This is a genomic window from Pseudomonas sp. R1-18, from assembly GCF_051132095.1.
Classification (GTDB): Bacteria; Pseudomonadota; Gammaproteobacteria; order Pseudomonadales; family Pseudomonadaceae; genus Aquipseudomonas.
Genome location: NZ_CP071658.1, coordinates 2,715,971 through 2,733,577, shown reverse-complemented (window position 1 = coordinate 2,733,577; position 17,607 = coordinate 2,715,971). Strand labels below are relative to the sequence as shown.

The 17,607-nt window shown below is 62.4% G+C and carries 19 protein-coding genes; 6 read left to right on the top strand and 13 right to left on the bottom strand.

The features are described from left to right. Positions 1 to 37: 37 nt before the first annotated feature. The 8 genes from J3P77_RS12620 to J3P77_RS12585 all read right to left on the bottom strand — a co-directional run bounded on the left by J3P77_RS12620 (position 38) and on the right by J3P77_RS12585 (position 7,003). Positions 38 to 847 carry a class I SAM-dependent methyltransferase gene (locus tag J3P77_RS12620; RefSeq protein ID WP_434676968.1) on the bottom strand — a complete coding sequence of 270 codons (810 nt, stop codon included), beginning with the start codon at positions 845 to 847 and terminating at the stop codon, positions 38 to 40. Between the two features lie 214 nt (positions 848 to 1,061). Beyond that, the gene (locus tag J3P77_RS12615) at positions 1,062 to 1,511 is read right to left on the bottom strand and encodes a helix-turn-helix domain-containing protein (protein WP_434676967.1); all 450 of its coding nucleotides are present in this window, start codon (positions 1,509 to 1,511) and stop codon (positions 1,062 to 1,064) included. A 327-nt stretch (positions 1,512 to 1,838) separates the two neighbouring features. Further along, positions 1,839 to 2,462, bottom strand: coding sequence for a PqiC family protein (locus J3P77_RS12610; protein ID WP_434676966.1), 624 nt, complete (start codon positions 2,460 to 2,462; stop codon positions 1,839 to 1,841). Next, positions 2,459 to 4,141: an intermembrane transport protein PqiB gene (locus J3P77_RS12605; protein WP_434676965.1), complete on the bottom strand. Its 1,683-nt coding sequence runs from the start codon at positions 4,139 to 4,141 to the stop codon at positions 2,459 to 2,461. Before J3P77_RS12605 ends, J3P77_RS12610 begins: the two co-directional genes overlap by 4 nt. Further along, positions 4,134 to 4,748, bottom strand: a complete 615-nt coding sequence (locus tag J3P77_RS12600; RefSeq protein WP_434676964.1) for a paraquat-inducible protein A — start codon at positions 4,746 to 4,748, stop codon at positions 4,134 to 4,136. Before J3P77_RS12600 ends, J3P77_RS12605 begins: the two co-directional genes overlap by 8 nt. Then, positions 4,745 to 5,374, bottom strand: coding sequence for a paraquat-inducible protein A (locus J3P77_RS12595; protein WP_434676963.1), 630 nt, complete (start codon positions 5,372 to 5,374; stop codon positions 4,745 to 4,747). The genes J3P77_RS12600 and J3P77_RS12595 overlap by 4 nt, the downstream gene beginning before the upstream one ends. A 256-nt stretch (positions 5,375 to 5,630) precedes the next feature. Beyond that, complete coding sequence (locus tag J3P77_RS12590; RefSeq protein ID WP_434676962.1) at positions 5,631 to 5,930, bottom strand: protealysin inhibitor emfourin; 300 nt, start codon at positions 5,928 to 5,930, stop codon at positions 5,631 to 5,633. Between the two features lie 17 nt (positions 5,931 to 5,947). Next, positions 5,948 to 7,003: a M4 family metallopeptidase gene (locus J3P77_RS12585; RefSeq protein ID WP_434676961.1), complete on the bottom strand. Its 1,056-nt coding sequence runs from the start codon at positions 7,001 to 7,003 to the stop codon at positions 5,948 to 5,950. Between the two features lie 260 nt (positions 7,004 to 7,263). On the opposite strand from J3P77_RS12585, the gene J3P77_RS12580 reads away from it, so the two are divergent. Continuing rightward, positions 7,264 to 7,650: a hypothetical protein gene (locus tag J3P77_RS12580; RefSeq protein ID WP_434676960.1), complete on the top strand. Its 387-nt coding sequence runs from the start codon at positions 7,264 to 7,266 to the stop codon at positions 7,648 to 7,650. A 43-nt stretch (positions 7,651 to 7,693) separates the two neighbouring features. Here the strand turns inward: J3P77_RS12580 and J3P77_RS12575 are convergent, their stop codons facing one another. Further along, on the bottom strand, positions 7,694 to 8,008 hold the full coding sequence (locus J3P77_RS12575) for a DUF883 family protein (protein ID WP_434676959.1): 315 nt from the start codon (positions 8,006 to 8,008) through the stop codon (positions 7,694 to 7,696). Positions 8,009 to 8,181: 173 nt separating this feature from the next. Between J3P77_RS12575 and J3P77_RS12570 the strand changes: the two genes are divergently transcribed. Next, the gene (locus J3P77_RS12570) at positions 8,182 to 8,436 is read left to right on the top strand and encodes a hypothetical protein (RefSeq protein ID WP_434676958.1); all 255 of its coding nucleotides are present in this window, start codon (positions 8,182 to 8,184) and stop codon (positions 8,434 to 8,436) included. Positions 8,437 to 8,484: 48 nt separating this feature from the next. Here the strand turns inward: J3P77_RS12570 and J3P77_RS12565 are convergent, their stop codons facing one another. Further along, on the bottom strand, positions 8,485 to 8,964 hold the full coding sequence (locus J3P77_RS12565) for an LEA type 2 family protein (protein ID WP_434676957.1): 480 nt from the start codon (positions 8,962 to 8,964) through the stop codon (positions 8,485 to 8,487). Between the two features lie 207 nt (positions 8,965 to 9,171). Between J3P77_RS12565 and J3P77_RS12560 the strand changes: the two genes are divergently transcribed. Then, entirely contained in the window at positions 9,172 to 10,404 is a 1,233-nt protein-coding gene (locus tag J3P77_RS12560) for an acetyl-CoA C-acyltransferase (RefSeq protein WP_434676956.1), read from the top strand. Between the two features lie 93 nt (positions 10,405 to 10,497). Then, complete coding sequence (locus J3P77_RS12555; RefSeq protein WP_434676955.1) at positions 10,498 to 11,271, top strand: enoyl-CoA hydratase; 774 nt, start codon at positions 10,498 to 10,500, stop codon at positions 11,269 to 11,271. Here J3P77_RS12555 and J3P77_RS12550 read toward each other — a convergent pair. After that, on the bottom strand, positions 11,258 to 13,321 hold the full coding sequence (locus tag J3P77_RS12550) for a type VI secretion system Vgr family protein (RefSeq protein WP_434676954.1): 2,064 nt from the start codon (positions 13,319 to 13,321) through the stop codon (positions 11,258 to 11,260). The genes J3P77_RS12555 and J3P77_RS12550 overlap by 14 nt on opposite strands. A gap of 296 nt (positions 13,322 to 13,617) precedes the next feature. On the opposite strand from J3P77_RS12550, the gene J3P77_RS12545 reads away from it, so the two are divergent. Next, positions 13,618 to 14,322: a YebC/PmpR family DNA-binding transcriptional regulator gene (locus J3P77_RS12545; RefSeq protein WP_434676953.1), complete on the top strand. Its 705-nt coding sequence runs from the start codon at positions 13,618 to 13,620 to the stop codon at positions 14,320 to 14,322. A 21-nt stretch (positions 14,323 to 14,343) separates the two neighbouring features. On the opposite strand, the gene J3P77_RS12540 is transcribed toward J3P77_RS12545, so the two are convergent. Together J3P77_RS12540 and J3P77_RS12535 are read right to left on the bottom strand one after the other, a co-directional pair. Further along, positions 14,344 to 15,648: a leucine-rich repeat-containing protein kinase family protein gene (locus J3P77_RS12540; RefSeq protein ID WP_434676952.1), complete on the bottom strand. Its 1,305-nt coding sequence runs from the start codon at positions 15,646 to 15,648 to the stop codon at positions 14,344 to 14,346. 94 nt (positions 15,649 to 15,742) lie between these two features. Continuing rightward, complete coding sequence (locus J3P77_RS12535) at positions 15,743 to 16,288, bottom strand: TetR/AcrR family transcriptional regulator (protein WP_434676951.1); 546 nt, start codon at positions 16,286 to 16,288, stop codon at positions 15,743 to 15,745. Between the two features lie 106 nt (positions 16,289 to 16,394). Between J3P77_RS12535 and J3P77_RS12530 the strand changes: the two genes are divergently transcribed. Next, the gene (locus tag J3P77_RS12530) at positions 16,395 to 17,606 is read left to right on the top strand and encodes an MFS transporter (protein WP_434676950.1); all 1,212 of its coding nucleotides are present in this window, start codon (positions 16,395 to 16,397) and stop codon (positions 17,604 to 17,606) included. Position 17,607 lies beyond the last annotated feature (1 nt).

Sequence of the window (17,607 nt, the reverse complement as noted above, 5' to 3'; positions counted from 1 at the left end):
GTCGCGAGCAAGCTCCCTTCCACGGGAATGCGAAGGTTCAGGCCCGATGAACCACCACTTCCAGATACTCCGACGGCACCACCAGCGAGCCGGGCCCGGCCTGGTTTCTGCTCGAAATCAGCTCGGTCAGCTCGGCCTGCAGCGCATTGGCGTGATCCGCTTCCAGCCTGGCGAACGCCTTGTGCACCGGCCCATACCAGTGGCGGAAGATTTCCACGAAATGCTCTGGCGACCGATAACGGAAGTTGAACAGGCGCGCGGTCACGTCCACCCGGCTGGCATTACCAGTGAACAAGGTCTGCAGGTGCGACTCCACGCCCCACAGCAACGGCGACGCTACGCCGGCAGGCAGGGGCGCGTAACGGCCCAGTACCTTGAACATCTGGCCTATGAAGCCGTCGGGCGTCCAGCACGTCAGACCGATGCGCCCGCCAGGACGACAGACTCGGGACAGTTGATCGGCGGCACGTGGCTGATCGGGGGTGAACATGACGCCGAAGGTCGACAGTACTGCATCGAAACTGGCGTCCGCATACGGCAGTGCTTCGGCATCGGCCTCAAGGAAAGTCACGTCGAAACGTTCTGCGCGAACACGCTCCCGGCCGCGCTCCAGCAGGCCGGCGACGTAGTCGGTCGAGGTGACCACGCAACCGCGGCGTGCGGCGGCCAGGGTGGCGTTGCCATTGCCGGCCGCAACGTCCAGCACCTTTTCGTCGTAGCGCAGGTCGCAGGCTTCGGCCAGCAGTTCACCGGTGAGTGCCAGCGTAGTGCCGATCATCGCGTAGTCACCGCTGCTCCATGCCTCCCTTTGACGCTCCTTGAGTGCCTGTAGATCGGGGGTATTCATGAGTCATTACCTGTCGTGGCAGTTCGAGGATGCGAGGATCCTTCACTGCAACTCGGGCAGCGCGGTGAGACGGTCTGGCTCACGGGTAATACAAAGGGGCCCGGGCGTCGGGAGCTCGCTGACAATCATTGAGCATAGTCTTACGGCCGGCGCTCGCCCGCATCAACGCGGCACGGCCGTCAGAAAGTGCATGAGATTGTCGACCCTGATGGCTTCAGATCAATCGCGAGGTCATGTAGATCAGCCGGACGGTGGCGATGGTGATGGCCTCGGCGTCGCCCTTGATGTGCTCCAGCTGCGCCTTGTCGATCTCCACATTCTGCGCGCGTGCTTCCACAAGGCGGGTCATGTGATAGAGGTGCTGGGTCACTTCATGCAGGCTGCCGTGCAGCCGGTTGATCGCGCGGTTGAGCAGTTCAGGGCTGTCTTTTTCCAGGGTTTCGTTGGCCGAGATGGAGCGTTCCAGGCTGAAGCCGGTCACGACATAAGTGACGTCGACCCCGGCTTCGGAGATCCGCGAAAGATAGTCCGCGCGCGGTGAGCGGATGCCGTTTTCGTAATTACCCTGGGCATTGGTTTCCACGCCGCCAATGGCACCCATCGCGCTCTGCGACAGCTTGAGCCGCAGTCGCTCGCGCTTTAGTCGTGGGCCTATTCCTGTCATTCGTTTGTCCTCAAGAAATCGCTCGCCGGACCTGAGTCCTGGGTTACCGCACTTTAAGGGAAGGAACAGGCGCACCCGCCAGTGCCCGACTGCGCACTTTGGTAAGGAGGTATGCCTACAGCATGTCCGTTGCCCGGCCAATGACAGCCAGATGGTGGCACATTATACCGAGTTGCAAAAATTAGGTAATAGGGGCGGGTCGCTGCGAAATTGCAGAACTCTGGCGTCAGAAATCCCGAGGTAGTCGCAGGGCTGGCCCTAGACGCCTCGAAGCGAGTCGGGCCCCGGTCGCGGAGCCCGTTGGCGGGCAAAAAATAAAAAAACGAGTTACAGGCAGCGCGCCTCGGCGTTCTGCGTCCACTGGCGCGCAGTCGTGGCAACGGCGTCGGCCAGCTCCGCGACGGCTTTCTGATGCGCGGCGATCAGGTTGTCCATGCCTTCACCGGCCTGTTCGCTGATGACGCTGCTGCAGGTCAGGTTGCGACGCTTGCTGCCTGACTGGGCGCCGGCGTCACGCAGACTGAGCGTCCACACCACATCGATCAGCGCGTAGTTGTTCGGTGCCGACTCGAAACGCCGGACGTCGGTGCGCACGGACAGCACGGGCCGACCAGTGTCCTTGGGCAGCCCGGCCATGTCGCGAGCGCCGAAGCGGCGTTCCAGCTGGGCGGTCAGGGCGTCGTGAAACTCATCGCCCAGCGGCGAGCCCCAGCGTTCGGTATCGAGAATGCCCAGGGTTCCGTTGCCCTGACGCACTACCAGAGGGGGTTGATCGACCTGGACCGGCATCAGCACAGGCTGCATCTCGAACTGAAACGGCGCTGCCTGTACGGCAGGCGCCTGAGCGTTGCCCATCGGCGCGATCAGCGTGTAATAGCGGGTCTGCGGGGACGAGCAGGCGGCCATGCCCAGTGCGGTGGCCAGTACGATCAGTTTCAGGCGCAAGGTCATTGGTTGGGTTCCAGGTCGATGGCACGGGACGAAGACGGAGCGTTGAAAGAGCGGGGCGCGGCTTCGCTGGTGCGGCCGCGGATCAGCGCTTCAGGGTGACGGCTGAGGAAGTCGGTCAGCACGCGGACCGAACGGGCGGTGCGCTGAACTTCTTCCATGGCCTGGCCCAGTTGCTGACGACCCGGCGAGTCTTCACCCAGCGCGTCGTTGGCCGAGCCGAGCGTTTTCTCGGCCTGCTGCAAGGTGCCGCGCATTTGCGGAAGCACGCTGCTGTTGACCTGCTTGAGGGTTTTTTGCAGTTCGCTCAGGCTGCCGTTGAGATTGCCAGCCAGTTCATCAAGTGGCAGACGGCTGATCTTGTCAACGAGCGCCTGCAATTGTTCCTGCAGCTTGTCGAAACTACCCGCCACGGTCGGAATTTCCATCGGCCGCGCTCTGGGGTTAAAGGCGATCTTGCGCGCCTTGGGATCGAAATCCAGAGAAATGTACAACTGGCCGGTCAGCAAGTTGCCGGTCCGCGCCTGGGCCCGCAGGCCGTTGTTGACGAACATGCCCAGCACCCGGGCCGATTTTTCCTCTTCATTGCCCTTGCCGGCCAATTCCTTGATCTTGGACTGGGCGATGCCCAGGCGGTCGGGGTAAATCACCGCGCCGACAATCCCGGGGAATGTCTGGGTCGCCGCGTCGTAGTCCAGGTCTACCGAGACCACCCGGCCAATGTTCACGCCCACGAATTCGACTGGCGAATTGACGGCCATGCCGCGCAGCGACTGATTGAAGCGCATGCGCACGTAGATCGGTTCGCCGTCGGGCGGCGCCATGGCGGCGGCCTGATCGTCGAAGATCTTGAACTCGGCATTTTCGTCGGCGGGAACGGCGTTGGGGCTCCAGTTCGGTTCGCGGAAGGCGATGCCACCCGACAGGATCGACGTCAATGACTGGGTGTTGACCTTCAGGCCCGCGGCACCGACCGTGACATCGACGCCGCTGGCGTTCCAGAAACGGGTGTCAGTGGTGATGAACTGGTCGTTCGGCGAATTGATGAAGATCTGCACGTCAACGCCCTTGCCGTCCTGCGACAGGTTGAAGGACACCACCTGGCCGACCTGAATGCGGCGGAAGTACACCGGTGAGCCGATGTCCAGCGATCCCAGATCATCGGTGTGCAGCGTGAAGCGCTTGCCTTTTTCGCCGAAGGTCACCGGCGGTGGGGTTTCCAGGCCAGTGAAGTCAGTCTTGGTGTCTTCCGAACTGCCTGCGTCGGCGCCGATGAACGCGCCCGACAGCAGGGTATCGACGCCGGATACGCCATGGGCACCGATGCGCGGCCGTACCACCCAGTACTGACTGTCGACACGGGTGAACGGGCCTGCCGTGTTGTTCAGCTCGATGGTCGCCAGCACGTGGGTACGGTCATCGCTCAGCTCGATTTCGGTAACGACGCCGATCACCACGTTCTTGTACTTGACCTGGGTCTTGTTGGCTTCCAGACCCTCGGCGGTCAGAAAACTGACCGTGATTCGCGGCCCCAGATTCATCCAGTCGTTGAACGCCATGGTCAGGCCGATGATCCCGGCCACGATTGGCACCAGCCAGATCAGCGACACGCGCATGCGACGACGTTTGACTTCAGGCCGCGCGGGCGTCGAAGCGTTCGGAGGGGGAGTACTGTCAGACATCTTCAACCTCTGCATCCCAGATGAGCCGGGGATCGAAACTCATGGCGGCGAACATCGTCATCACCACTACCAAGCCAAAAAACAGAATACCGATACGCGGCTCGATGGTGCTGAGCTCACGGAACTGCACAAGAGACGCCACCAGCGCGACCACCAGCACATCGAGCATCGACCAGTAACCGATCAGCTCGATGAACCGGTACATCCGGGCGCGTTCGACCATGGCCCAGCGACTGCGCCGCTGGCAGGTGATCAGCAGCATGCCCAGCACCAGAAACTTTGCGCATGGCACCACCACGCTGGCAATGAAAATCAGGATGGCGATGTCCCACGAACCGCCCTGGAAGAACTCGATCACGCCGCTCATGATGGTGTTCTGGCTGCTGTTGCCAAGCAGCGTTGTATACATGACCGGCAACAGGTTGGCCGGCAGATAGAAAATCAGCCCGGCGATCAGAAATGCCCAGGTGCGCGCGATGCTGTTGGGTTTGCGGCGATGCACCGGTGAATCGCAGCGTGGGCACTGTGTCGCGTCCTCATCGCAGGCGTAACCGCAGATATGGCACAGACACAGGTGCTGTTCGCGGGCAAAGGGAACACCGTTCATTCGGGACGGACTCCCAGCTCGTCCCACAGCCTGCGGATATCGCGATTGGCGATCAGCAGGATCAGCACCATCAGCATCGCCATGGCCCACAAACCGACGCCGGGGTGCACGTCGAGCATGCCGGACAGTTTGATGATTGCCACCAGAATGCCGAGCATGCATACCTCCAGCATGCTCCAGGGCCGCAGGTGTTCCAGGGCCCGCATGCAGGTCTTGAAGCCCGGTGCGATCACCCCTTTCTGAGCATGCAGCAGCACCCAGAAGAGCAGGGCGATCTGCAGCAGCGGGGCAAAGATGATCGACAGGCCGGCGACCAGCGCGATCAGGGTGATGCGTCCCTGGGCGAGCGCCTCGACCGATTCCCACAGAGTGACTTCGTTGGTCAGCCCTTTCATATTGATGCTGATGACCGGGAACAGGTTGGCGAACAGAAAGAACAACGCAGCGGCAATCGTCAACGCCAGTAGCTGTTCGATACTCAGGCGGTGGCCGCGGCCCAGAAGCGCCTTGCAACGCAGGCAATGCGCGGACTCACCAGCCTTGAGCGGCAGCGCTTCATAGAGCGAATCACAGTGCTCGCAGATAATCAGGCCTTGCCGATGTAGTATGGAATGCTCGCGGGTCATGGGCGCCGTTTGATGCTGTCAGAGAGTGGTGATACCGGACGGCACGGGAAGATACCTTTTTCGCGTCTGCAAGGCATTTTTTTGTGCGCGCCGGGATCATCAGGGCGTTGAGTCATGGACCGCGGGCGACGACCGTCGTTCCAATGTCATTGCGCCATTATTTGCCACGGTCCTGCGGAGCCAGCTTGCCGGCGAAGGGGCCAGTGCTGATGCCTTGGTGGCCCTCAGCCTGGCGGCTGCAGGCCACCTGCTGTTTTCACAGTCTTCCGGGAAGGGCGCGCTTCTGCATGTAACCCAACAACCTGCGCGCTGCCTGAGGAACGTTCTGATCATCGAACGTCAGGCAGATGGCGCGGGTTTCGTCTTCGATGGTCAGTTCGTACTGCTTCAGATCCCGAGCCGGGTCGGAAAACGATTGCCCGGACTGGCGCAAACCGCTTTCCTGCACCAGACGCCGAACCTGCTCGGCTTCAGGCTTCTCCAGCGTATCGGTGTCGACCTCACACCGCTTGATGGCGCCGACGAATCCGCCGGATTGCACCAGGCACACTTTCATCTTCAGCCTCCTGTGGTTCAAACACTGATGCCGACCTTTTTCCAGGCCGCTTGCACTGCCTTCTTCGCCGCGGAGCCGAAACGCGGATCGCCGGCGACCCTGACAGTCGTTCTGGCACAGTCGACAAACTGTGCATCGGGCCGCAGCTGCAACATGGTTTCGTACCAGATCCTGCCGGCAATGTCCCAGGCATTCCCGCCCAGCGCCTTGGCCGTGAGCACGAAGGCACGGTTCGGAATCCCCGAATTGATATGCACACCGCCACGGTCCTTGGCACCGGTGTAGAGGTCGGACATGTTCGCCGGTTGCGGATCGTCGCCCAGATCCGGGTCGTTATTGTACGCCGTGCCGGGATTCTCCATGTCGCGGATTCCCCGTCGTGTAGGGGCCGGCACCAGCAGTTCGGCACCGACCAGCCAGCTGGATTGCTCGGCGCTGGTGCCTTCCTTCCACTGGCGGACCAGAATACCGAACACGTCAGCAAAGTGTTCATTGAGTGCGCCAGACTGCCCTTGATACTCCAGATTGGAGCTGAACGCCTGCACACCGTGGGTCAGTTCATGGCCGATGACTTCAAGGCTCGCCGTAAAGCGTCGGAACACCACGTCATCGCCGTCGCCGTAAGCCATCTGGCTGCCGTTCCAGTAGGCGTTGCTCAGGGGAACGTAATCGCCGTCGAAATCGACTTCCGCCACGTGCACCGTGGAGACCAGCGTCATACCGGCGTCATCCAGTGAGTTGCGCTCGAACAGCTCCTGATAAAAGTCGTAGACATCGCCCGACCCGTCGAACGCCTCATCCAGCGCCAGGTCGCCCGTCGCGTCTTGACCCTCGGAGCGTGCCAGCGTGCCCGGCAGCTGGTTGGTGCCCTTGGCGTCATAGGCCATGCGGTGCTTTCGACCATCCGGCGACTGCACCGCGAGCAGGGTCGGCATGGCGCGGGCGGTCATGCGCGAGGCGACGAACGCCGAGCTGCTGGTCAGGTTGGCGATGGCGGCCGCGCCGTGGGAGCGGGCCATGTGTTCCAGGATGTATGGCGGGATGATGCAATGAAGCGGGTTGCGATTGCACATAGTCAGACTCCTGCAATTCAGTACGACGGCATTAAGCCAGCGGTCAGCATAGACGGCTGATGTGTCGGGGCCGCTAAATTGACGATTGTGGCGTCGGGAAATATTTGATTACAGGATCGAGGGTCGCACCCTGCGCCGTGTTCCGCGGGCCTCGTGATGAAATCGGTCGCCTGCCGGCCCATGCGTCACCTCGACGCGGCCGGGCACAGCGCCGGGCGGCGGTGCTAGACTCGCGCACTTCAGACGAGGAGCAGACTTTCGTGCGCAAGACCGTAATGATCATGGCAGTGCTGGCATTGGCCGGATGTGATGCTGGCAGCGGCAAAAATTCTCCCCGGCAGGCCGCTCAGCCTGCCGTGGCCCAGGACACCAGGACGAACGCTCAGGCCGACGCGCCCGCGTCACAGGCGGCGAGCCCCAAGTGGTTCATTCAGATGAATACCAAGGAAGCGGTGAGTGATACCAGCGCCTGGTTGTTGGAACGTGGCTATGCGCCAGTGATTGTCGTGATCGACGAAAAGCAACAGATGCTGATCGGGCCCTATGCCAGCGAAGCGGAAGCCGAGGCCCAGCGCGTAGCGTTGCAGGCCAAGGTTGCAAAATCCCACCGTCTGGCGGCTCCGTCGGTGATTCAGAGGGCCCAATAGCGAGACGGGTGCGGGTGACAGCAGCCACCCGCACCGTTGCCTGTCAGCGACGGCCCAGCAGCAGGCCGACAATCAGCCCGAAACCGGCGGAAGCGGCAACCGTCTGCCATGGGTGCACACCGATATAGGTTTCAGTCGCCTCGACCACCGGCTTGGTGCGCTCACGCACGCTGGCCACCGATTCCATCGCCTGCTTGAGCTTCAGGCTTACCTGCGCGCGCAGCGTCTCTGCTTCTTCGCCTGCCAGCGTCGAACTGTCCTTGAGCAACTTGTCCGATTCTTCAATCAACGACTGCAGGTCGCTGAAGGCCTGATCCTTGATCTGGTCGGCGTTCTGGGCAGTGTGGTTACGGGACATGGTGCTTTCCTTCTGTTGATGGCCGTAGTGAGCTATGGAGTCCGCGACTTTGAAAAAAGTTGCACCGGTGCGGCGCTCTGCAACAAGCGACAGAGCGATTTCGAACGTTTTTGCATCGGAAGACCAAACGCACGGGTGTAAGATGCAGCCGTTTTTAGTCGTAGGTGATCGCTATGAGTTTCAATCTGGCCAATCGGTCTCTTCCTGAACGTGCCGCTATCGAGGATGAAAAGTCCCGTCTGTTTGACCTGTGGCAGAGCAATCTGGGCAAGGCCAAGGGCGAGGCGGCCCGACTGATGGGTGAACGGGCCAAGCGCAAGGGCAAATGGTCGGAGTGGGTTCGTTCGGAACTCGACGGCATGAGCCCGCCCGAGTACGCAAACATGGTACGCAGTGAAGTCAACCGCCTGATGGCAGCCGCCCGATAATCCGGCCCCGGCATCGCGCTTGCCGCAAGCGGCCTTGAGCCCGCTGGCTTACCAGCCGCTGCCGTAGCTCTGCGGCAGACTCAGCGTGCCGCTGTCTTCAAAGCGCATCGTGCCGAACACGCCGCCGGCCAGCTTGCCGCGCAGGGTATAGGGCAGGTTGTCCAGCCGCTGACTCTGCGTCAGCCCGACCGCCTGGCGTATCGCGGCGAACGCCGAGACACTGACCGGCACTACCAGTACCGCTTCGGAAAAACGGCCGATGCTGCCTTGCTGGTCACTCACCCCTGACGCCAGCAGGCGGCTATTGACGTCCAGCTCCAGCGCCACGCCGTTGTAGTCGACCGCCGTTTCGTTGGGGTTCTGCAACCTCAGCTTGACCGCCATGCGCATCTCCAGACCCTGGCCGGGGAGCGGCTCGATGCCGACCACGTTGATATTCAGCGGGTCACGGTTGGGCAGCAGCGCGCAGGCGCTCAGAGTTATCAGCACAAGGGCGGCGGTCAGCGTGCGTAGCGTACGGAATGGCATTTCGGTGACTCCGCTGTCTGTGCGAGGGATACCGGCTCAGACCGCGGCCGGGTCTGGATATTCGCCCTTTGTGACAGGCGTGGAGGATTCTCTGCGCGCACCGCTGCTCAAATACCCGCTAATCTGCCTGTTCTGTCCATTGCCCGACGCCGCGCGTCGGCCGATGATCATTGCTGTCCCATAACAACAAGAGTCAGGAGATAAATCATGTCTCTGAACCAAAACCCCGATTCCAATCACCCTCAGCCAGTTGATCAGGACGATCCGGTCGTCATCGTCAGTGCCGTGCGCACGCCCATGGGCGGGTTTCAGGGCGAACTCCAGAGTCTGAGCGCTATTGGCCTTGGCACTGCCGCGATCCGTGCCAGCGTGGAACGCGCCGGAATCGATCCGCAGGACGTCGAAGAGGTCCTGTTCGGATGCGTGCTGCCCGCAGGCCTTGGTCAGGCGCCTGCCCGGCAAGCCGCGCTCGGGGCCGGGCTGGGTACGGCCACGCTCTGCACCACGGTCAACAAAATGTGCGGTTCGGGCATGCAGAGCGCAATTTTTGCCCACGATCTGCTCAAGACCGGCAGCGTCAAGGTGGTGATCGCCGGCGGCATGGAGAGCATGTCCAACGCGCCGTACCTGCTGGACCGCGCTCGCGGCGGCTATCGCATGGGTCATGGCCGCGTGCTGGACCACATGTTTCTCGATGGACTGGAAGATGCTTACGAACCCGGTCGCCTGATGGGCACGTTTGCCGAGGAGTGTGCGCAACAGAACGGGTTCAGTCGTGAAGATCAGGACGCCTTCGCCCTGGCCTCGTTGAGCCGGGCTCAGGAGGCCATCGCCAACGGCTATTTCGATGACGAGATCGTCGCGGTCCAGGTCACGGTCGGCAAGGAGCAGCGCCAGGTCAGCCGGGACGAGCAGCCACCCAAGGCCAGACCGGAAAAGATCCCCACGCTCAAACCGGCCTTCCGCGAAGGCGGGACGGTGACCGCCGCCAACTCCAGCTCCATTTCCGACGGCGCGGCGGCGCTACTGCTGATGCGTCAGTCTGAAGCTCAGCGTCGTGGCCTCAAGCCGCTGGCGAAAATCCTGGCCCACGCGGCCTTCGCCGACGAGCCGGGCCTGTTCACCACCGCTCCGATTGGTGCCATCCAGCGTCTGCTGGGCAAGACCGGGTGGACCGTTGATGACGTCGATCTGTTCGAAATCAACGAGGCATTTGCCGTGGTGCCGTTGGTGGCCATGGCTCGCCTGGAGTTGCCGCACAGCAAGGTCAATGTCCATGGCGGCGCCTGCGCGTTGGGCCACCCGATAGGCGCATCGGGTGCCAGGATCATTGTCACGCTGCTGTCGGCGCTGCGGCATCGGCAACTCAAACGGGGCGTGGCGGCCATCTGCATCGGGGGCGGGGAAGCGACAGCCATGGCGGTTGAGTTGATCGATTAATTCGTTATGGATCATTTATTTGAGATAGATATGTAACGTGAATTCTTCGAATAAGCCGTTGGCTCGGCAGTTTGTTCAAAAGGTTAATAATCAATGACTTACGAAACAATCCTTACAGAGGTTCGAGATCGCGTTGCGCTCATTACGCTCAACCGACCCAAGGCCCTGAATGCGCTGAATGCGCAATTGATCGACGAGCTGAATCACGCTCTGGACGGCTTCGAGCGCGATCCGGGTATCGGCTGCATCGTGCTTACCGGTTCCAGCAAGGCATTCGCTGCCGGTGCGGACATCAAGGAGATGGCGGAACTGACGTACCCGCAGATCTATATGGACGATCTGTTCGTGGAGAGCGACCGTGTGGCCGCGCGCCGTAAACCGATCATCGCGGCGGTGGCCGGTTTTGCGCTGGGAGGCGGCTGCGAGCTGGCGCTGATGTGTGATTTCATTCTGGCCGGCGACAATGCGCGCTTCGGTCAGCCGGAAATCAATCTCGGCGTTCTGCCGGGCATGGGCGGCACCCAGCGTCTGGCGCGCGCGGTCGGCAAGGCCAAGGCCATGGAGATGTGTCTGACCGGTCGCCTGATAGACGCTGACGAAGCAGAGCGCGCCGGATTGGTGGCGCGCGTGGTGCCGACTGAAACGTTACTCGACGAAGCGCTTGCGGCAGCGGCGAGCATCGCCGGCAAATCGCTGCCGGTGGCCATGATGGTCAAGGAAAGCGTCAACCGGGCCTTTGAAGTCAGCCTTGCCGAAGGCATTCGCTTCGAGCGACGTGTATTTCACGCCGCCTTCGCCAGCGAAGATCAGAAGGAAGGCATGAGCGCCTTCGTCGAAAAGCGCGAGCCGCGTTTCAAAGGCCGCTGAGCATGAACGCCTGACGCTGGCGCTCGGTCCAGTTCTGCTGGAACCAGGCGTGGAGCGTCAGGCAATGCCCTGGATAGACCAGACACAGCTGGTGGTCGGCGCGGTTTGCGCCCGCTTGGCTATCAGTGGCGCGGCCATCAGCGGCGCGGCCATCAGCACTTCGGTTATAGAGCACCGCGAGTTGCTCGCGCTGGCGGGCCGAAAGCCCCAGATAGCCCAACGCATCGGTCGTACCCTCGAACAAGATGTCTTCCGGGTTCAGGCGCGGCAGATGCTCCAACCCCGGCTGCGGCATGCGCACGATGTACCACGTGCAATGAGCCAGCGGCCCGCCTTGCAGGCCGGGCTCGCGAGTCAGGCGCAAATCCGGTCTGGCGCCGGATGGGTCAAGGTCGTTCTGCATGGCGTCGCTCAGCGGCGAGGCGTGGACGGTGCGCGGGCCGTTGATTGAAATGCGCTGAGCGGCCAGCACCAGGGTGGCCCGGTCGCCGCGCAGAACCAGCGCCCGGCCGGATTCCACATGCAAGTGCTGGCCGGCTGAGAGTTCAAGATTGCTCTGCGGGTTGTCGATTCGCTGGCCGTCCAGATAAAGCTGTGCCTTGGTGTCGTTCTCCACCGCAGGCTGCAAGCCGCAGATCACCGGGTGGTCGAGGTCGCAATCCAGATGAGCCACGACCACCCGCGCGCCCGGTCGCAGTCCGTCCAGCGGTTTGTCAATTGCCCGAAATATGTGCGCCATCGGCAGGCTCGGCAGCTGCCCGTGGCTGGCAGATGACGTGTGTTGCCAGTCGAAACGTATCGGCAGGCGTCCCTGCTCATCCCGTTCGAGCTGTACCACAGTAGCGGTCTGTTCGCCGGTGATGCGCGGCCGGATGCGTTTGAGCGGCGGGCGATAGGGCGTTGCCCACGGCAGTGCATGAAAACTGTTGCCGTATCTGCGTTTCCGGTCCTGTTCCCGACAGTGTCCTGGGATGACCGCGCTGGGCAGATCCGCGTCACCCCGACTGCTGTTGACGACCGCCGCGATATCGTGAGGGTCATAGCCTTCCAGCACGTCCAGCTGCAGGGCCCAGTGCCTGACGCTGGTCAGCAGCCAGTGATCATTGAACAGCGGCTCGGGGTGGCCCAGCACCGGCATCACCACGCCGCTGCGCAAGCCGGTGTCATCGCTGCGGCCCTGGAAGCCGCGCCGCTCGCAACGCAGCCGCTCCAGCTCACGAACGCTGCGTTGGCGTTCGATCATGCCGTCCCCTTGTGCGGCATGGCCGGCGGCGGGCTCGTCAAGCGGCTGATTGGCCGCTCGTCCCTGATTGGCGCTGCGGGGGACAGCGGTCAGGTCGGTGGTGGCATGCCGCACCGGGAGCAGGGCGGTGAGCCGAACAGGCGGGGCGCGCCATCGTTCCGCCAGATGTTGGAGCGAAGGCGTCTGCCGCCTCGTGCTGTCGGGTGCACTATCGGAAAAGCAGCCGGCCGCGTTGAAGCGCAGCGGCGGCGAGTGCTCTGCGAAGCTTGCAGGGTCGTCGGCGAACACCAGCAGGTGCCGATTGCGACTATGCTCGAAACGAAAATGAATGCCTTCTTCTTCACAGACCCGCTGGAGGAAGTGCAGATCGGTCTCATCGTATTGAATGCGCGTCGCCTGCCGTGGATAGGTGCCGACGGTCCGGTCGAAGCGGTATGCGCCGGGCGCGATACCATGCTCGCGGAGCAGAGCACCGATTAGCTCCGGGGCCGCCAGGTCCTGATGCACGCGACGCTGGCGGCGCTGCGCCAGGTTTTGCAAGCATGGCATCAGGCTCAGACGGTAATGACTCAGGCAGGTCCCTGCATAATGCTGGCGGGCATGAAAGACCCGACCATGGATGCAGTGGTCGGGCGGCCCCAGGCACAGAAACGCCTCACGCCCGGACCAGCTGGCGGCATCCAGAAGAGGGTCGGGGCTGATCAGGTCGATGTCGAACCGAAATACTTCGTTCAGGGCATCCAGGCCGCTGAAGCTGATGACATGCAGCTCCGCCTGGCAGTCGGCAATCGCCAATGTGATTGGCATTGGCTGGTCATCGCGCATGCACGGGCTCTCCCACCTCGAAATTCAAGGTGCGCAGGGTACGAAATGCGCGGCCCGTTGGGCATGCTTGCCGGATTTTTCAGAAAAGGACTACAAGCCAAAGCGCGTGTTGGCCGGCTGCGGAGCACGGGAGGGGTTTCATCTGTGGCCATCGCGTATAAAATGCGCGCGGCGCCGACGCGTCGTCAGCGGTCACCAATTTTTCAGCGCCCCGCCAGGTAATGGCCTGCATGCCTTGCGGGCCAGAAGCGGGGCGCTACGAATCAAGAGAGCAGAACATGGGCGCACAGTGGAAGGTCAAGCATAAAGAAGCGGCTGCCAACGCCAAGGGGCGTATTTTCGGCAAGCTGTCCAAGGAAATCATGATTGCTGCGCGCAACGGCGCCGACCCCGAGATGAACGCGCGCCTGCGTCTGGTCGTCGAGCAGGCCAAGAAGGCATCCATGCCGCGTGAAACGCTGGAGCGCGCGATCAAGAAGGGTGCCGGGCTGCTGGGCGATGGCGTCACGTTCGAACGCCTGACCTACGAAGGATTCGCCCCGCATCGGGTGCCGGTCATCGTCGAATGCCTGACGGACAACATCAACCGCACCGTCTCCGAGATCCGCGTGCTGTTTCGCAAAGGTCAGCTCGGCGCCGCCGGTTCGGTCTCCTGGGATTTCCTCTATCAGGGCATGATCGAGGCAGTGCCGGCCTCGCCGGACGCCGACCCCGACGAGGCCGCCATCGAAGCGGGCGCGCAGGATTGCGAACCCGGTGAAGAGGGCGCAACCCTGTTCCTCACCGAGCCGACCGACATGGACGCGGTGTGCAAGAAACTTCCGGAATTCGGCTTCACCGTGCAGTCCGCGCAGCTGGGCTACCGTCCGAAAAGCACGGTGGATGGCCTGACCGACGAGCAAATGGCCGAGGTCGAAGCGTTCCTTGCGGCCATCGACAACCATGACGACGTCCAGAACGTGTACGTCGGGCTGGCGGGCTGATTGACTGCAATGTGGAGCGCGTCAGGCGCTCCACATTCTCAGCTGCTCATGAATCTCGCTCAGCGAGGGTCGCAGCGCAGTGGCCGGCTGAGTGCAGCGTTGTTGCAGATCCTGCAACTGATCGATGATGCTCTGTTCGGCAGCACGGACGTCACAGCGCTCCAGCAGCTCGCCCAGCAATATTCCGAACGCCCGCGCCTCGATGCGCTGTAGCGCAATCCCTGTTTCGGCCGAAGGAAAGAACGACGCTGCGCCGAAATCTCCCAGCAGGCAGCTGCCATCGTCCTGCCACAGAATATTGTGCCCATACAGATCGCCGTGCGTGATTGCGCACGCGTGCAGGTGAGCGGTTACCGATGCGATGCCGGTCACGAGGCGCAGTAGCACCGGCAACTCCAGCCGCAGGTCGGCGGCGTAGACGTCCCGCGTGCAGGAGATCAAGCTCGGCGGGCCGGCGAGGTTGCGGAATGTCGGAGCAATCAATTGCATGACCAGCCCTTGCACATCCTGCGGGTGGGCAGCGATTCGTCCCAGCACGCCGATCAGTTGCGGATGTTCGCCCGCCGCGATGCATGCCGCCATTTCGTTGAGCGGCGAGCCGTCGCTGGTCACCTCGCCCTTGTAGAGTTTGACGGCAACCTGCTGTGCGACGCCGTCGCCGTGCCACAGCGCCTGCTGAATGATGCCCGAGGCGCCTTCGCCGAGACGCTGGCCGGGATGCAGCGCTTGCCAGGGTATTTGCCGGATCGGCCTGTCGATCCGCTGGGTGCACAGCGGATTGTTACCGTAGGCCAGCCATGCCAGGGCTGGCAAACCGAGCAGCCAGTCGGGAAGGACGTCGAGCCGGTTGGCGGCGATACGAATCAGTTCAAGCTGGTGACAATCGGCCAGGCTCGCTGGAAGGTCAGTCAAGCGATTGCCGGCCAGCATCAGCTTCTGCAATGCCGGCCGGCGACCGAGCTCCTCGGGCAGCGTTGCGATGCGGTTATCGGTGAGAATCAGCCAGCCCAGGCGCGGCGGCAGTGATTGCGCTGGAACCTGCTCGATACGGTTGGCCTTGAAGCCGATGATCCGTAGCCTTTCGCATTGCCCCAGGCAGGCCGGCAGCTCGCTGAAATCGTTGTCGGAGGCAAACAGCACTTCAAGCTTGCGCAAGCGGTGCAGGTCCTCGGGCAGGCTGTCCAGGGCGTTGCCGCTCAGGTTTAGCACTTCGAGAGAGTCGGCCAGCTCGAAGATCTCGCGCGGGAACTCGGTCAGGCCACAGGACAGGTCAAGCCGTTTGATACCGGCCAGTTTGCCGGCGCGCAGGTCTGCGAGAGTATGCATAGGTCAATTCGGTCGATACGGAAAAAGCGGCCATGATAGCCGCTGCGTGAGACGACAGGTGCAAAGCGCGAGGTTTATCCCATGGCAGCGAGGCTCAACCCAGGCAGCGTTTGACCCACGTCTGAACCTGTTGCGGGGTCGGTGGCAGCTCGGAATACAGAATCCGGTAGATCATCGGCGCGACGATCGCGTCGACCAGATCTTCCACGGCAGGCGATGACTCGCCACGGGCCGCGGCACGGTCGATGATGGTCTGCAACTGTTCACGAACCATGGCGGCGCACTTGCCCTGACAGCCGGTCTGGCTGGCGGCGACGTCGCGCATCATTTCCCGACCGGCTGCCGACGACATTTCGTCCAGATACATTTCGCTCCAGCTCAACAGATCCTGAGCCAGGCTGCCGTGGTCGATGGGTTCATCCGGTCGCAAGCGCTCGATGGCCACATCCGCGAGCAGGGCAGTCAGGTCGCCCCAGCGCCGGTAGATGGTCGAAGGGGTGACCCCGGCCCGAGCCGCAATCAGCGGAACGCTGAGTTCCGAGCGCGACTGTTCCGCCAGCAGGTCCTGCACGGCTCGATGTATCGATTGTTGGACGCGGGCGCTGCGACCGCCCGTGCGGATCGGTTCCTTGATGGACATCCGAAAAACCTTAACACAAAGTATTTGCTTTAAGCATGACGAGGTTCCACACTCGCTAAAAGCTACATCTTAGCTTTTAGTGAGTTACCTGGAGGAGAGTGTAACCATGTCCGCTTCGTTGAACGAGTTGCCTGCCGATGGCCACCGGGCCGGTAACGTCGGTTTCCTGGCTTTTACCACGTTGAGTTTCTTTGCCGCTTCCAGCGCGCCGACACCCTTGTATCACCTCTATCAGCAAGCCTGGAGATTTTCCTCGGGCACGCTGACTCTGGTATTTGCCGTCTACGCTGCGAGCCTGCTGGTGGCGCTACTCACGGGCGGGTCGTTGTCGGATTACCTGGGGCGCCGTCCGGTAATTTTCGGTGCCTTGTTGTTGCAGATCGGCGCAATGCTGCTGTTCATTCTCGCCGCCGACGCCACCTGGCTGATTTCGGCGCGACTGGTGCAGGGATTTGCCACCGGTCTTGCCGCCAGTGCACTGGGCGCCGCGCTCCTGGATACCGACCGCGATCAAGGGCCGCTTATCAACAGCATCTCGCCGATGTTCGGCATGGCGCTGGGCGCGCTTGGCACGGCAGTGCTGGTCCGTTTCGCGCCGCTGCCTTTGTTGCTGGCCTATTGGGTGCTGCTGGCGGCGTTCGTCTTTCAAGCGCTTTATCTGTGGCGCACGCCGGAAACCGTAAGCCGCCAGCCGGGCGTGTGGCAGTCCCTCAAACCTTCACTGGCGGTTCCGGTCCAGGCTCGTGGCATGTTGTGGCTGGTGTTGCCCGTCGACATTGCGGCCTGGGCGCTGGGTGGTTTCTTTCTGTCGCTCAGCCCGTCTCTGCTGGCTGCGGCCACCGGCTCGGACTCGCCGCTCAATGGCGGGGTGGCGGTTGCCGCGCTGACGCTCAGCGGAGCATTGACCATCTTCAACCTGCGTCAGCGGCCTCCAGCGTTGGGCTTGTGGATGGGTGCAGGCTTTCTTGCACTCGGCGTCGCGGTGATTCTGATCGCGATCAACAGCGGCACGCTGGCGCTGTTTTTCGCCGGGGCGGTGATAGCGGGCGTCGGTTTCGGCGGAGGTTTCCTCGGCGCGCTGCGCATGCTGATGCCGCTGGCCCATGCCCATGAGCGAGCGGGGCTGATGTCGACGTTTCTGGTGCTCAGTTACCTGGCGTTCTGCGTGCCTGCGCTGGCGGCAGGTTTCAGCGCCCGTACTTTCGGCCTGGTCGCCACCAGCAACGTGTACGGAGTGGCGATCATGGTGCTCGCTGCGCTGGCTCTGACGGGGTTGATCAATCACCGTTCCAGCATCCGGAAAAATGCCCACGCGTAGG